Source organism: Streptomyces prunicolor (genome assembly GCF_045162825.1).
Lineage (GTDB): Bacteria > Actinomycetota > Actinomycetes > Streptomycetales > Streptomycetaceae > Streptomyces > Streptomyces prunicolor.
In genome coordinates this window covers 44,577-58,881 of the sequence record NZ_CP108676.1, presented here as the reverse complement: position 1 = coordinate 58,881, position 14,305 = coordinate 44,577, and the positions used below count along the sequence as shown (strand labels likewise).

General features: G+C 72.1%; 14 protein-coding genes and 1 pseudogene. 11 read left to right on the top strand and 4 right to left on the bottom strand.

Going from position 1 to position 14,305, the window contains the following annotated elements:
• The first annotated feature begins 1,149 nt into the window (after nt 1-1,149).
• The gene (locus OG588_RS00265; RefSeq protein WP_405945463.1) at nt 1,150-1,491 is read left to right on the top strand and encodes a chorismate mutase; all 342 of its coding nucleotides are present in this window, start codon (nt 1,150-1,152) and stop codon (nt 1,489-1,491) included.
• Here the strand turns inward: OG588_RS00265 and OG588_RS00260 are convergent.
• Nucleotides 1,484-1,633: a hypothetical protein gene (locus tag OG588_RS00260; RefSeq protein WP_405945462.1), complete on the bottom strand. Its 150-nt coding sequence runs from the start codon at nt 1,631-1,633 to the stop codon at nt 1,484-1,486. The genes OG588_RS00265 and OG588_RS00260 overlap by 8 nt on opposite strands.
• Here OG588_RS00260 and OG588_RS00255 point away from each other — a divergent pair.
• From OG588_RS00255 to OG588_RS00220, 8 genes are all read left to right on the top strand, one after another.
• Nucleotides 1,623-2,468, top strand: coding sequence for a menaquinone biosynthesis protein (locus OG588_RS00255; protein ID WP_405945461.1), 846 nt, complete (start codon nt 1,623-1,625; stop codon nt 2,466-2,468). The two genes, OG588_RS00260 and OG588_RS00255, sit on opposite strands and share 11 nt — an antisense overlap.
• Entirely contained in the window at nt 2,465-2,758 is a 294-nt protein-coding gene (locus tag OG588_RS00250; protein ID WP_405945460.1) for a Dabb family protein, read from the top strand. Before OG588_RS00255 ends, OG588_RS00250 begins: the two co-directional genes overlap by 4 nt.
• Before the next feature lie 86 nt (nt 2,759-2,844).
• Entirely contained in the window at nt 2,845-3,261 is a 417-nt protein-coding gene (locus tag OG588_RS00245; protein ID WP_398842500.1) for a DUF2000 domain-containing protein, read from the top strand.
• A 341-nt stretch (nt 3,262-3,602) separates the two neighbouring features.
• Entirely contained in the window at nt 3,603-5,027 is a 1,425-nt protein-coding gene (locus tag OG588_RS00240; protein WP_405945459.1) for a phenylacetate--CoA ligase family protein, read from the top strand.
• Nucleotides 5,024-6,022 carry a branched-chain amino acid transaminase gene (locus OG588_RS00235; protein ID WP_405945458.1) on the top strand — a complete coding sequence of 333 codons (999 nt, stop codon included), beginning with the start codon at nt 5,024-5,026 and terminating at the stop codon, nt 6,020-6,022. The genes OG588_RS00240 and OG588_RS00235 overlap by 4 nt, the downstream gene beginning before the upstream one ends.
• Before the next feature lie 61 nt (nt 6,023-6,083).
• Complete coding sequence (locus OG588_RS00230) at nt 6,084-6,677, top strand: prephenate dehydratase domain-containing protein (protein ID WP_405945457.1); 594 nt, start codon at nt 6,084-6,086, stop codon at nt 6,675-6,677.
• A gap of 159 nt (nt 6,678-6,836) precedes the next feature.
• A complete protein-coding gene (locus OG588_RS00225; RefSeq protein WP_405945456.1) occupies nt 6,837-7,823 on the top strand; it encodes an ornithine cyclodeaminase family protein in 987 nt (328 codons plus the stop codon).
• A 27-nt stretch (nt 7,824-7,850) separates the two neighbouring features.
• Entirely contained in the window at nt 7,851-9,044 is a 1,194-nt protein-coding gene (locus OG588_RS00220) for a histidinol-phosphate transaminase (protein ID WP_405945455.1), read from the top strand.
• 27 nt (nt 9,045-9,071) lie between these two features.
• Here the strand turns inward: OG588_RS00220 and OG588_RS00215 are convergent, their stop codons facing one another.
• Nucleotides 9,072-9,524 carry an Lrp/AsnC family transcriptional regulator gene (locus OG588_RS00215; protein WP_366095571.1) on the bottom strand — a complete coding sequence of 151 codons (453 nt, stop codon included), beginning with the start codon at nt 9,522-9,524 and terminating at the stop codon, nt 9,072-9,074.
• A 160-nt stretch (nt 9,525-9,684) separates the two neighbouring features.
• Here OG588_RS00215 and OG588_RS00210 point away from each other — a divergent pair, with 160 nt between their 5' ends.
• Nucleotides 9,685-10,722 carry a DMT family transporter gene (locus tag OG588_RS00210; RefSeq protein ID WP_405945454.1) on the top strand — a complete coding sequence of 346 codons (1,038 nt, stop codon included), beginning with the start codon at nt 9,685-9,687 and terminating at the stop codon, nt 10,720-10,722.
• A gap of 294 nt (nt 10,723-11,016) precedes the next feature.
• On the opposite strand, the gene OG588_RS00205 is transcribed toward OG588_RS00210, so the two are convergent.
• Both OG588_RS00205 and OG588_RS00200 read right to left on the bottom strand, forming a co-directional pair.
• Complete coding sequence (locus tag OG588_RS00205) at nt 11,017-11,874, bottom strand: TniQ family protein (RefSeq protein WP_405945453.1); 858 nt, start codon at nt 11,872-11,874, stop codon at nt 11,017-11,019.
• Nucleotides 11,875-11,933: 59 nt separating this feature from the next.
• A pseudogene (locus OG588_RS00200) lies at nt 11,934-12,347 on the bottom strand (ATP/GTP-binding protein); the annotation flags it as partial.
• 1,231 nt (nt 12,348-13,578) lie between these two features.
• On the opposite strand from OG588_RS00200, the gene OG588_RS00195 reads away from it, so the two are divergent.
• Nucleotides 13,579-14,304: an AAA family ATPase gene (locus tag OG588_RS00195; protein ID WP_405945452.1), complete on the top strand. Its 726-nt coding sequence runs from the start codon at nt 13,579-13,581 to the stop codon at nt 14,302-14,304.
• Nucleotide 14,305: the final 1 nt, after the last annotated feature.

Below are 14,305 nucleotides of genomic sequence, written 5' to 3'. Positions count from 1 at the left end.
CCCGGCCGCGGCGGGGGTGTCGATGAGAGGGGGGCGCCGGGTGGCGGGCCGCCGGCCCGGACACGGCCGTGTCCGGGCCCGGCCGTGTCCGGGCATCCGTGAGGCGGTACCCGCCCGGCGCGGCCGTGAGGTCGGCGTCCGGCGGAACCCTGCCCGGACCGTGCACCGCCCGGGGACACCGCCGGGATGCCGGCGCCGCCGATCCCGCCGATGTTGCCCGGTCCGGTCCGGCTTCGCGGGCGGTCCCGGCCGGGAGCACGGCACCGGCCGGGTATGCCGCCGCGCGGCCGGTGCCGCCCGCGGCGGGGACGCGTGGAGCGGGGCTGATGCGTGTCTTCACCTGGGAAGTGCCTCCGACGGTGGCGGGGACAGCGGGGACAGCGGGGACAAGGGCCTCGGCACTCCTCGTTCCTGCCGGCCGGAGGCGCCTTTTTGCTTGTCCGGCGCCCCGTCGGACGGCCCGCTTCGTGAAGGCGCGGGGCGGGAGGGGGTGCCGGGGACCGGCAGCCGTAGGGGCGGGGCCGTGGGCGGACGGGTGGCCGCGGTGATGTGTTCGGGCGGATGACCCGGCGCCGGCGGGCGGCCGCAGGACGCGGCCGGGACCGGGTGTGTCACGTCCCCCGGTCTGGGTGTCACCTCCCCCGGTCCACTCACCTCCCCCCGGTCCACGAGCGGTGGATCACCGGCCGGAAAGCCGCCGGCGTATCGGGCCATATGTTAGGGGGACCGGCGGCGTGTTTACCGGGATCCAAACTTAGTTCGGAAAGCTGTGGTGGAAAGCGTTCGTGGATGAACTTAATTCGATGGCCGTGCGGCTCCTGCGGGGAGACGGTCGGCGGGCCGGCTGCGGTTTTGGTCCGGGAGCCGGAAGAACGGGGCGCCGGTGTGCCTTCGGCGGTTGAGTCTGCTAAAGGCGCGGTGTTCTCCGGGAGTTCACGCGGAGGCCCGGACGCCGTGAAGATTCGGGAACTTTCCGCGACCGGCCGGCGTTCCCGGCGGATTGCTTCATACCGCTTCCGTCTCACGATCCGAGACAGGGGCTCGGGGGCCTTGTGTAATCAAGTGAGGGCATGAATAGGATTCAGGTGTCTGATGAACGTCACTGCTCACCCGTGCCCCATTCCGGGGCGGCTGAAGGAGTTTGCGTACATGACACAGCAAAGCACGGGGGACTTAGCGGCGGATGCCGTTGAGATTGATTTACGCAACGCAATAGAAAACGACCGGCAAGAGATCGACGCTCTCGACTCGAAGATTATCGAGCTGATTCAGAGCCGCCACCGGGTCTCCTCCCGGATCCAGCGGCGCCGCCAGAGCGGCGGCGGCCCGCGGACCGAGCTGGCGCGTGAGACGGTCGTCATCGACCGCTACCGTCAGGCGCTCGGCCCCGAAGGCACCACACTGGTGACGGACATTCTGCGACTGTGCCGGGGCCCCGCCCCCGAGGCCGGCGCACCGGCCGCGGCCGGCCGCGGCCGGCAGCTCACGTGACCGTGGTCCACGCCGTCTCCCGGCCGCCGGCCGCTTCCCGTACCGCCTCAGCCTCCGCCTCAGCCTCCGCTTCCGCCTCGGCTTCCGTTTCCCGTCGTGCCGTCTCCGCGGCCCGGTCCGCCCGGCTGCGGGTGGGGGACATCTCCTTCCTCAACTGTGCCCCGCTGCGCTGGGGCCTGGCGCACAGCGGGGCCGGTGAGGCGTTCGGCATGGTGTCCGGGCCGCCGGAGTGGCTGGCCGAGGAACTGCTCGCGGGGCGGCTGGACGCGGGCCCCGTCAGTCTGGTCCGGTATCTGCGGCACGCGGATGCCTGGGAGCTGCTGCCCGGCGGTGTCGCGGTGGGCAGCGACGGGCCGGTGCACTCCTGCCACCTCGTCTCCCGCGCCCCGCTGGGCAGTCTCGACGGGGCTGTGGTCGCCCTCTCGGAGGCCAGCCGCAGCACGGCCCTGCTGGCCAGGATGCTGCTGGAGGACGCCGTGGGTGTGCGTCCGGTGTACCGCTGGGTCCCGCAGGACCTGGACGGCATGCTGGCCGTCGCGGACGCCGCCGTCCTGATCGGGGACGACGCGCTGCGGCTGCACGCCCGGCCCCCGGCGGGCCTGCGGGTGCGGGACACCGGCGCGCTCTGGCGCGAGTGGACCGGCCTGCCCATGGTCTTCGCCGTCTGGGTGGTGCGGCGCGAGGTCGCGCGCGAGGACCCCGAGCGGGTGCGGGCGGTGGCCGCGGCGCTCACGGACGCGGCCGGGCGGGCCCGCGCGCACCCGGAGGAGGTGGCCGCCTCGGCGGCCGCCGAGGCGGCCCGCGGCCCGGGCGGGCGCCTGTCCGAACAGGTGCTCCTGGACTACTACCGGGTGCTCGACTACTCCCTGGGCGAGCGGCAGCTCGCCGCCGTGCGCGAGTTCGCCCGGCGCGCCGCCGCCCGCGGCGAGGTCCCCGAAAACCGCTCCCTTTCGCCCGTACCAGGAGGCCGTCCGTGATCCGCCACTATGTGCTGTTCAAGTTCAAGCCCGGCGTTTCGTGGGACGACGCCAGGGCCCAGCAGGCCGAGCAGACCGCGGCCAAGGTGGGCGGCGAGGTGCCGGAACTCCGCGAGTGGAAAATCGGCCGTAACATATCGACCCGGCCGGTCGCGTACGACTTCATCGTCGTGGGTCTGCTGGACGACATGGACGCGGTGGAGCGCTATTTGGTGCACCCGTTCCATCAGGAAGCCATCAGGGCCTGGCGGGAGATCAGCGACTGGGTGATCGCGGATGTCGAAGAATGATTTCCGGATAAACCTGAGAAGAATTCTGTCACCTCTCCGGTGAGTGGCGTCCGAATTCTGTACGAGTACATGAGATGGGGAAAAACGTGGGGTACCAGTTCGAGAAGTGCGCCATTGTCGTCGACAAGGAGCTTCCCGCAGGACTGGCGATGAACACCGTCGCCGCACTCGCCCTGTCGGTCGGGAAATTCACCGACGACATCGTCGGCGACGACGTGAAGGACGCCGACGGCCGGCTGCACACGGGTATCACCTCGATCCCGCTGCCCGTCCTGAGGGCCGACGCCGGGGAACTGCGCGACGTCGCGGTCCGGGCGCTGGGCGCGAGCGACGTCTTCGTCGTCGACTTCACGTCGGTGGCCCAGTCGTCGCGTTCCTACGACGAGTACACGCGCCGTACCGCCGAGATCCCCACCGGTGAACTCCCCTACATCGGCGTGGCCCTGTGCGGCAGCAGGAAGGCGGTGGACCGGCTCACCGGGAGCCTGCCGCTGTACCGCTGACCGCAGCCGCACCGGCGCGCCCGCCGGCCCGGCACCCCGGCCCGTGCGGCACCCGGCCGGTGCGGCACGGCGGGCCACCGGGCACTCCGGCGGGCCCGGCCGGAGCATGCCCGCACGCTCCGGCCGGGCCCCGGAACCGGAACCGGCGCCGCGCCGCCCGCCTCGGCCGCCGCGCCCGCCTCGGCCCGGCACGGCCGGCGCGGGCACCGCACGCAGGATCACCGCCCCGCCCCGCCCCGCCCCGCCCCGCAACGCCCCGCCCCGCCCCGCCCCGCAACGCCCCATGTGAACGAGACAGCGAACGAGACACGAGACACGCGAACGAGACGCGAGAGGAAGGCATGTTCACAGTTTTCGACGACGAACTCGCCCGCACCGCCCGTGAGATACGCGACCGGCACCGCTCCTACGCGGCGGGCCGGTGGACCGAGGACGAACTGGCCGCCCATCAGGCGGACGCGTTCCGCGCCACCGTCGAGTACGTCACAACGCACTCCCCCTTCTACGGCCGTCACCTGGCGGACGTGGACCCGGGGGCGATCACCTCGCTCGCGCCCGAGCAGCTGGCCGCCGTGCCGTTCACCACCAAGGACCACCTGAGGCAGGAGTTCGCCGACGTCCTGTCGCTGCCGCTGCACAAGGCGTGGATCTTCTACGAGACCACCGGTACCACCGGCCGCAGCACCCCGTGCCCGCGCGACAACACCGACTCCCTGCACAACAACACCGCGCTGACCGTGTACTACGACACGATCTTCCGGCAGTACGGCGACGAGCAGATCATCGGCGTCTCCGGCCCGACCGAGCTGCACGCCTTCGGCGACACCTTCGGCGACGTGTGCCGCAACCTGGGCCACGCCGTGGCGAAGATGTGGCCGCACTCCCCGATGGTCGGCTTCGACCGTGCCCTGGACACCCTGCGGACGCTGCCCGTCACCGGCCTGTTCAGCACGCCCGGCATGGCCCTGACCCTCGCCAAGAAGGCCCGCGCGGCCGGCCTCGACCCCCGGCGCGACTTCCGCCTCGACGTCATCATGTGCACCGGCGAACTCGCCTCGCCCAGCCTGCTGGAGAACATCGGCGAGGTCTGGGGCGCCCGCGTCTACAACGCCCTGTACGCCTCCCAGGAGGCCTCCGTGATGGGAGCGGCCGGCGCCGACGGCCTTCTGTACACGGCCCCGCTGCTCAACGTCTACGAGGTCATCGACCCGGACACCGGACAGGCTGTCGCCCCGGGCGGCGACGGGGTGCGCACCGGCGAGCTGGTCGTCACCTCCCTCTACCGGGGCAGCAAGCCCCTGGTGCGCTACCGCACGGGCGACCTCGTCCGGCTCGGCCCGCCCGCCGCCGGCCGCGCCCTGCCGGCGCCCACCCTCGAGGTCCTCGGCCGCACCCGCGACGCCCTGCGCATCGGCGGCCGCGAGATCAGCGGCTACGACCTCGAAGAGCTGCTGCTGACCCACCCGCGCGGCTACCTGGACTACCAGATCGTCATCGACGCCGTGGACGGCCGCGACGAGCTGACGCTGCGCCTGGAACTCCCCGACGACCGCCGCGCCGTACGCCTCGACGAGGACGAGATCAGCCGCGCCGTCGACGGCCGGCTGGAGGTGCCGCTCCGCTTCGAGTACGGCCCGCTCGGCAGCGTCACCACCACCGGCGCCATGGTCAGCTGGAAGGCCGCCCGGGTGGAGGACCGCCGGCTGGCCGTCCCCGACGAGGAGCAGACCGCCGCGCTCGCCGTGGCCGGCGGGAGGGCCCAGTGACCGTCGCACACAACGGCGCACCGGCACAGGTCCCCCCGGCACAGGTTCCCCCGGCGCAGGTCTCCCCGGCCGTCGCCCAGATCGCCTACCACGACGGCGAGTTCATGCCGCTGGAACGTGCCGTCCTGCCCGTCACCACGCAGGCCCTGCAGTACGGCACCGGGGTCTTCGAGGGCATCCGGGCCTACGCCCAGGACGGCGGCGGCCTCGCGGTCTTCCGCGCCCACGACCACTACCGCCGGCTGCTGCGCAGCTCCCGCACCCTGCGCATCGACGTCGGCGGCACGGTCGAGGAACTGTGCGAGCTCACCGCCGAACTGCTGCGCCGGATCGGCGCGAGCGAGGACACCTACATCCGGCCGCTGGCCTACAAGCGGGCCCTGCTGCCCGGCCAGAAACCGGGCGTCAGCCTGTCGGGCGTCTCCGACGCCCTGTCCGTCAACGCCTTCCGGATGGGCTCCTACACCGACCCGGCCGGCATCCGCTGCGCCATCAGCTCCTGGCGCAGGCCCGCCTCCGACGCGCTGCCGGTGCGCGCCAAGGTCACCGGCGGGTACGTCAACAACGCGCTCGCCGTGGACGAGGCCCGCGCGGCCGGCTGCGACGACGCGATTCTCCTCAACAGCAGGGGACAGGTCGCCGAGGCCAGCACCTCCAACGTGTTCGCCGTCATCGGCGGCCGGCTGGTGACCCCGCCGGTCACCGCCGATCTGCTGGAGGGCATCACCCGCGACACCGCGGTGACGCTCGCCGCGGACCTGCTGCGGACGCCGACCGACTTCCGCGACCTGGGCCGTGACGAACTCGCGGGCGCGGACGAGGTCTTCCTCACCGGCACCGGCACCGAGATCGTCCCGGTCACCGAACTCGCCGGCCGCCCCGTCGCCGGGGGCACCCCCGGCCCGCTCACCACCGCTCTCATGAGCGCCTACCAGGACGTCGTCCGCGGCCGACAACCGCGCTACGACGGCTGGCTCCACCCCGTTCACGTGTGACCGAAGACAGGCTCCGCACCAGCAGCACAGCTACCGGCAGCACAGCTACCAGGGGGACAGCATGACCACCGAGGCACCCGGCTGGATAGACACGGCACTGACCAACGGACCGTCCATCGACACCATCGGCACGCTCGGCCCCGCCGGCACGAGCAGCGAACAGGCCGCGTTATACCTGTGGGCCGACCGGGGCAAAGACGTACCGGAGATCCGGCTGTACGACTCCTACGAGGAGGTCGGCGAGGCCCTGCGCGAACGCACGGTGAGCCACCTGGTGATCGCCAACGCGTACGCGGGCGTGCACAGTTTCTACATGGACCCCGGGCTCCGCTTCGCCGGCGCCTTCCTCTTCGACACCCCGCACTACGGCATCGCCGTCGCCCCCGGCCACGCCATCCCCCAGCGGGCCCGCATCGCCACCCACCCCGCGCCGGTCGCCCTCGTCGAGGAACTCCTGCCCGAGGGGTACGCGGTGGAGGAGATCCTCTACGCGGCCTCCACCAGCGCCGCCGCCGGCCAGGCCCGCCGCCGGGAGACGGACCTGGCCCTGACGACCCAGCCCGCGGCCAAGGCCAACGAGCTGGAGTTCATCTCCCGGACCCGCCCGATCCGCATGCTCTGGTCGGTGTTCACCCTCGCCGCTCCGACGTCCTGACCCCCGGCCGGGACAGGGACGCCGTACAGGCCGCTTCCCCCGCACCACCCCCGCACCGCCTCTGCCCGGCCCCCGCATCACCCCCGCATCACCCCCGTACCACCTCTGCACCACGCCTGCCCCGCCCCCGAGGAACACCGAGGAAGGAAACGCCCGCACATGCTCTTGATCGACCGTGCCACGGTCCGCCGGGTCTACCCCCTGGAGCGCGCCACCGAGGTCATGGCCGAGGCCATGCGCCGCTACAGCTCCGGCCTCGTCGACCAGCCGCTGCGCACCATCCTGCGCCCCGAGCGCGACAGCGGGCTGCTCGGCACCATGCCGGGCTTCGTGGCCGGTGCGGACCTGGCCGGATACGGACTGAAGGCCATGGTGCTCAAGCCGGAGAACCTGGCGCGCGGCCTGGACCTGCACATCGGGATCGTCATGGTCTTCGACCCGGAGACCGGTGCCCCGCTCGCCCTGATGGACGCAGGCGCGGTGACGGCCGTACGGACGGCCGCGGTCTCGGCGGTGGCGACCGCCGCACTGGCCCGGCCCGACGCCGGTGACCTGGCGATCCTCGGCTCCGGGGTGCAGGCCCGCAGCCACCTGGAGGCCATGGCCGTGGTCCGCGAGCTGCGCCGGGTACGGGTGTGGAGCCGGACTGCCGCCAACGCCGAGGCCTACCGCCAGTGGGCCGCCAAGGAACCCGGCATCGAGGTCGAGGTGATGGACCGCCCGGCCGCCGCCCTGGCCGGGGCCGACATCGTGTGCACCACGACCGCCGCCAGGGAGCCCCTCGTCGAGGCCGGCGACCTCGCCCCGGGCGCCCATGTCAACGCGGCCGGGGCTTCCTTCGTGGACCACCGCGAGCTGTCGGCCCAGACGGTGGCGCGGTCGGCGTTCTTCGTGGACAGCCGCCGGTCGGCGCTCGCCGAGTCCGGCGACCTGAAGGCGCCGCTGGACGCCGGGCTGGTCGGGCCCGACCACATCCTGGCCGAGCTGGGCGAGGTGCTGCTCGGCCGGCATCCGGGCCGCCGCGACGAGCGGGAGATCACCGTCTTCAAGTCGCTCGGGCTCGGCGTGCAGGACATCATGTCCGGCTTCGCGATCGCCCGGGCGGCTGCCGCCCAGGGGCTCGGCCAAGCCTGGGACCAGGACTGACACGACCGAGAGGACACCGAATCCGTCATGAGCACAACCAGCACAGCCGGCACAACCAGCACAGCCGGCACGACCGGCACGACCGGCACAGCCGGCACAGCCAGTACGGCAGATGCCCCGGGCGCACCCCGCACCCGGGGTACCCCGGGTGCGGCCGCCCCCGCGCCCCGCACGGTGCTCGCCGGCATCCCGGCCTATGTGCCCAAGCCGCCGGCCCCGCCCGCCGAGGGCCCCTCCCACCGGCTGTTCCTCAACGAGAACCCCTACCCGCCGCTGCCCTCCGTGCGGGAGGCCATCGCCCGGGCGGCGGCGCAGAGCAACCACTACCCGACCATCCACCCCGAGCGGCTGACGGACGCCCTCGCCCGGCGGCTCGACGTCCCGCGCGGGCATCTGGTCACCGGCCCCGGCTCGGTCGGCATCTACCAGCAGGTCGGCCAGGCCATGCTGGAGCCGGGTGACGAAGTCGTCTACGCCTGGCCGTCGTTCGAGGCGTACCCGATCGTGGCGCGGATGGCGGGGGCCGTCCCGGTGGAGGTGCCGCTCGCCGAAGGCGTGCACGACCTGGACGCCATGGCCGCCGCCATCACCCCCAGGACCAGGGCCGTCTTCCTGTGCGAGCCCAACAACCCCACCGGCACCGCCGTCGGCACCGCCGAACTCGAGCGGTTCCTGGACCGGGTGCCCGGTGATGTCCTGGTCGTCCTGGACGAGGCGTACTTCGAGTTCTACCGCTCGCCGGGCGCTGCCGACGGTGTCGCGCTGCACCACGAGCGGCCCAACCTGCTGGTGCTGCGCACCTTTTCGAAGGCCTACGGGCTGGCCGGGCTGCGCGTCGGCTACGGCGTCGCCCAGCCGGTGATCGCCGAGGCGCTGCGCAAGTGCGCCGTGCCGTGCGGGGTCGGCCGCATCGCCGAGGAGGCCGCGCTGGCCGCGCTGAGCGTGGAGACGGAGCTCTTCGAACGGGTGGAACGGATCGTGGCGGAGCGGGAGCGGACCCGTGAGGCGCTCCTGGGGCTGGGCTGGGAGGTGCTGCCCAGCGAGACCAACTTCCTGTGGCTGGCGACGGGCGAGGCGGAGTCGGTGGCGGCGCGGTGGGAGCGGCGCGGTCTGCTGGTCCGGGCCTTCCCGGGCAGCGGTCTGCGGGTCACCCTGGGCAGCCCCGACGCCAACGACCTGCTGATCACGGCGGCGAAGGAGACCGCACCACCGGCCCGCTGACCCGCCCGCGAGGGGTCCCCGCGGGCGTCAGGCCGGCCCGATGACCTTCTTGCGCATGTGCCCGTAGACCACCGAGGTCCGTACGTCGGCGAGTTCCGGACGCTTCGTCAGCTTGTCCAGGACCACCGCGTGCAGATGGTCGGTGTCGCGGACGGCGACGTGCACCAGGAAGTCGTCGTTCCCGGTGAGGACGAAGAGCGATATCACCTCGGGCATCTGCTCCAGGAAGGTCTGGAAGGCCTCGATCACCGCACGCGTCGGCGGCCGGACCCGTACGGCGATCACGGCCTGCAGGCCCCGGCCGATCGCCGCGAGGTCGGCCTCCGCGTGAAACCCCGTCAGGATGCCGCGCTCGCGCAGCGACCGGATCCGCTCCAGACAGGTGGACGGGGCGATGCGGAGCGCCTGGGCCATGTCCCGGTTGGTGCGCCGTCCGTCCTCCTGGAGCATCCGTACCAACGCCGAATCTAGTTCGTCCACACGTGCCTCACTCTGCAAAATCCGAAGGTAATTCGGATTGTACGCAGCTTATTTGCGAATCTTGTTAGCCTCCTGATGGATCGGCTGATTTTTGTTCGGACGCTGGCTGTATGTCTGCGTGTCCGGCGGTGGTAGCGGTGGTAGAGGGAGGCGACTTCGGATGCGTGAGCGAGGGCCCAGCGCGAGGGCGGTCTGTGCGGTGGTGGCGGCCGCCCTGTTCTGGAGCAGTTCGTACGCGGTGACCAAACAGCTGCTGGACGAGGTCGGCCCGCTCAGCATCGGCGCCATCCGGTTCACCCTGGCGGCCCTGCTGCTGGGCCTGCTCATACGCCTGAACCGGCACCGCCCCGCCCGGCCGGACGCCCGCCAGCGCCGGCAGCTCTACCTGAGCGGATTCCTCGGCATCACCGTGTACTTCGTCCTGGAGAACGTCGGCGTCGATCTGTCCACGGCCTCCGACGCGTCCCTGATCGTGGCCACCTACCCCATGATGACGATGCTGCTGGAACTGGTCCTCCTGCGCACCAGGATGCCGCTGCTGCGGGTGACGGGCGTGCTGCTGGCCACCGCCGGCGCCTTCCTCGTCGTACGCAACGGAGCCGAGGTCGGCGGAAGCTCACGGTGGGCGGGAGACATCCTCCTGCTGCTCGGCGGACTGGCCTGGGCCGGGTACAACGTGCTCACCAAGCGCGTGAGCGCCGGCCAGAACGCCGTGAGCGTCACGTACTACCAGACCCTGGCGGGCGCGGCGGGATTCCTCCTCGCCTCCCTGCTGGAGGCCGGCGACTGGCGGATGCCGGGCGCGACCGCCTCGTCACTGCTCGTCTACCTGGCCGTGGCGTGCTCGGTCGGCGGCTTCCTGCTCTACAACTACGGCCTGCGCCGGATGCCGCCGAGCGTCGCCGTGAACATCCTCAACCTGGTTCCGGTCATCGGCGTCATCGGCGCCGTCGTGATCAACGGGGAGACGATCCGGCTGGCCCAGGCAACAGGCGGCGTCATCATCGTCACCGGGGTGGCACTGGGGCTGATCGAGCGGGGGGAGAGGGCCCCGGCGCCGGACGCGGACAACGGCGACGGCGAGACGCCCGCAACCGCGACCGTGACCCCCCGGGCCCGGACAGCGGCCGGGTCTGCGCCCGGCGACCCCGAAACCACCGCACCGGCCGCCGAGTGCGCGATCGACGCGGCCCGATAACCCCCCTGCCTGCCTGTGGCGTAGCTGGTGCTGCTGCTTAGTGATCTTGGTTGTGGCCTGCTGTTGTTCAGCTGTACTGAGCGGTGTGTTCGCCTTGTCGGAACGGCTGGTGCGGGGCTGGTGGGTCGGTGACGCGTGGTGCGTGGGCTGAGCTGGCTGTTTGGTGTTGCGCAGTGTGCTGGGTGGGGCAGTGGTTTTTGCGCAGGGTGGTTGGCGCGCCTACAGGTAGGGGGACTTGTCGGCCGATTTGCTGAGGTCGGGGCAGCAGGGGCACGTGGGTGGTTCAGCGGGTGGTCAGGCGTTTCCAGAGCAGGTCGTGGTCGGCGGGTGCGAGGCGGGGAGTTGGAGGCGGCCGGCGAGTTGGTGGAGGAAGGCGGTCTGCTGTGTGCGTGTCAGGGGGTTGGGGGGCAGGCGGTCGAGGGCCGTGGCGAGGGTGAGGGTCTCGGGGTAGGTGATCAGTTCGCGGCAGGTCAGGGCGGGGGAGGCCGGGCCCGGGGACATGCGGGGGTTGGTGGCGGTGAGCCGGTGCAGGCGTGTGTGCCAGCGTTCGTGTAGGTGCTGTTGGTGGTCGTACCAGCGTGTCGTGATCGTCGATGCCCAGCTCAGGGAGACCGGTGTGGCCGGGCGGCGCGCGCTCAGGTGGGCTTGGGTGAGTTCGGGGACAGCTCGGATGTCGAGGGGCGCGGGATGCCGGGGGTCGCTCGATGCCTGCTGGTGGCGGGTGCAGATCATGATCCGGGGCAGGCCCGGCGACGGGTGGATCCACGCGGGGGCTGCCGTGTGCGGGCTGCGGCGGATGGTGCAGGCGATACACGCCGGCAGCGGCTGCAGGGCGGGTTCGACCACATGCCAGTGGGCGGTGGCGGTGCCGTGCGCGCCGGTGTGGGCCGACGAGGGCGCGGGCGGGCGCAGATGGGGCAGGGCGCGGGTGAGGTGTGTGATGGGGATGCGGGTGAAGCCGGACAGGCGGCGGGCGGCTTCGGCGTTGAGGCGGATCTCGGCGGCGGGCGGGGCATGCTCGGTGCCGGTGACGGTGATGCAGAGACCGTCGAGGAGCTGGGCGGGGCTGAGGCGGTAGGTGGCGGCGAGGCGGGTGAGGTAGGAGGCGGTGGCCTCGCCGGGCAGCGGCCGTACGCGCAGCGGGCCGGGCACGGATGGCCACATGGTGGCGGCCCGCACCGGGGGCGATGGCCTGGTTGCGGCCGGGGAGGTCACCGGCCGCTGGCGCGGGTGCGGCGGCGGGCGGGGTTGCGGGGGCGGTAGTGCTCTTCGGCGAGGTGGTCGAGCGCGATGCCGTCCAGGAGTGTCTTGGTGATGCGTTCGCTGCTGTCGAGGATGGCTTCGATGGCGGCTTGGCGGATCAGGCGGGAGAGGCTGCCGATCCGGCCGGCGGTCCGCTCGTGCAGGTAGGGGGCCAGCTTCGGCAGGCTGCCCGCCCGGTGGGCGTGCAGGTCGAGGGCCTGCTCGAGGGAGGCGATCAGCTCCCGGAACGGCTCTCGCTTGCCGGCGCGTGCGGGCAGTGCCCCGCAGTCGATCAGGGAGGCGCGCCCGGCCAGCTGCGCGCCGCGCACCCCGGTGAACACGGCGCTGTCGGTGACGTCGATGCCCGCGTAGACGAACGTGGCCCGCGCGCCCCCGCCGTCGTGCCCGGGTGGGTAGTTGCGCCAGTGCCAGCACGACCGCAACACCTTCGCTTCCATCCCATAGCGGCTTGCGATGCGGCAGATCAGCGACGAGGTTGTCTCCGCCCGCAGGGGAGCGTCCGCAGCAGGCCGGGGTGATGGGTCACTCCACCCCGGTCTCGTGTCCGCCGTCCCGGCGGGCGCTTTCGCAAGGGATGCCAGCGGAATCCAAGCAAACCGGTTCCCCGAGAACGGCTGAAGAGCTGATCTCTTTCGCAAGCTGCCTCTCGGCTCCTTCGCCAAGCCGGAGGTCACCTGAGGTCACCTCAGCCGGTTTCAGTCCCAGTGCACGGATCCGTTTCTGCTGGTCCTCACAGTGGCCTCGGCACACGGGCCCAGGGTGCCGCGAGGACGGACGGGCCACTGGGCGGGACCAGCTTCGGTGCGATGTGCCGGTTTGGTGTCAGTGGGTGGGTGTCAGTGACGGGGTGTCAGGCTGGTGTGTTTTTGCTGGTGGGCGCTGAGGCTGAGCGGGGTCACTGACGTGGGGTGGTATTTGTTGCCGATGCCACTGCCGTGGGGTGGTACACCCCATCTCGTGTCGCTGTCATGGGAACGGTGCTTTTGATCTTTTTGCGGGGTGGGCGGGTTCACGGTGGTCTTCTGTCGGGCGGGTGGCCGGGGAGGGCCGTGTGGGGGAGTGGGAGCTTGAGGGTCTGGCGTCGGTGTCGCGGCCGGTGTTGGTGGGGCGGTTGCTGGAGCTTGATGCGGCTGGTGGCGTGACGTCGGCGCATGTGCGGGCGGGGGCGCGGTTGGCGGGGGTGCATCCGCGGACGGTGTGGCGGTGGGTGGAGGCGGCGCGCAGTGAGGGTCGTGTGGAGCGTCGCAGGCGTTCGCGGTTTGAGTTGTCGGAGCAGGCGTGGGAGGTGCTGGCGCAGGCGGGCGGCAATGTGTCTGTGCTGTACCGGCATTTGGAGGAGTGCGGGGACGGGGTTGCGGTGGTGTCGCTGGCCTCGGTGTACCGGGCGGTGCAGCGTGAGCTGGCTGCGGGGCGGGTGTTGCCGGAGCGTGCCGCGGTATCCCGGGCGCGGACTGAGCGGGAGACCCGGCAGGCTCTGGCAGACCTCGCCGTCGCGGGTGTCGGTACCGGCGCGCCGTCTGCTTCTGCAGCGGCTGGTCCGGCTGGGCTGACGCCCGCAGCGCGGGAGGCGGGATTGGTGGCGGGGCGCCGGGCGTGGTGCTGCCGGTGGGGGCTCAGGCGGTGCGTACGGCGTCGGTGCGTGCGGTGGCCGAGGCGGTGGGGCAGGCGATGGCGGCCGGGGGCGCGGCGTGTGTGTTCGGGGATGCGGGGCGGGGAAAGACGGTGGCGCTGCGGATGGCGCTGTCGGGTCCGCCGGTGGGCTGGGGTGTGTCGTGGGTGCGGGTGCCGGTGCGTGCGTCGGTGTCGGAACTGCGGCGGGCGGTGTTCGAGGCTCTGGTGTTGCCGGGCCGGTTTCCGCACCGTTCGGCGGAGGCCGATGAGCGGATCGCCGGGGTCCTGGACGGGGCTCGGGTGCTGGTGGTGGATGAGGCGCAGCGGTTGCCGGTGCCGTGTCTGGAGTATCTGCAGTCGTTGTGGGACCACCCGCATGTCCGGATGGCGCTGGTGCTGTGCGGGGCGGGCAGCGAGCGCTCGGTGGCGCGTGTGCCGCAGCTGGCGTCGCGGGTCTGCGCGTGGCAGGAGGTGGGGCGTCTTGCCGCGGGTGAGGTGGCTGCGGTGGTGTCCGCCTTTCATCCGCTGTGGGCCGGCGTCGGTGGCGGGGAGGTGGCGTGGATCGACGAGTCCTGCACGCACGGCGTCTTCCGCACCTGGGCCGCCTTGACGACGCACCTGCAGAACGCGCTGCTGACCGTGCCGGATGCGACGGTGGACCGGGCGCTGCTGCGTGGTCTGTTCCGGCGTCTGAGCCCCCCGGCCTGAG

What these genes read in the sequence shown, in the direction of transcription:
- OG588_RS00230 (WP_405945457.1), top strand. Translation starts at nt 6,084, where the DNA reads ATGACCACCGAGGCACCCGGCTGGATAGACACGGCACTGACCAACGGA.
- OG588_RS00265 (WP_405945463.1), top strand. Translation starts at nt 1,150, where the DNA reads ATGACACAGCAAAGCACGGGGGACTTAGCGGCGGATGCCGTTGAGATT.
- OG588_RS00225 (WP_405945456.1), top strand. Translation starts at nt 6,837, where the DNA reads ATGCTCTTGATCGACCGTGCCACGGTCCGCCGGGTCTACCCCCTGGAG.
- OG588_RS00210 (WP_405945454.1), top strand. Translation starts at nt 9,685, where the DNA reads ATGCGTGAGCGAGGGCCCAGCGCGAGGGCGGTCTGTGCGGTGGTGGCG.
- OG588_RS00260 (WP_405945462.1), bottom strand. Translation starts at nt 1,633, where the DNA reads ATGTCCCCCACCCGCAGCCGGGCGGACCGGGCCGCGGAGACGGCACGA.
- OG588_RS00240 (WP_405945459.1), top strand. Translation starts at nt 3,603, where the DNA reads ATGTTCACAGTTTTCGACGACGAACTCGCCCGCACCGCCCGTGAGATA.
- OG588_RS00220 (WP_405945455.1), top strand. Translation starts at nt 7,851, where the DNA reads ATGAGCACAACCAGCACAGCCGGCACAACCAGCACAGCCGGCACGACC.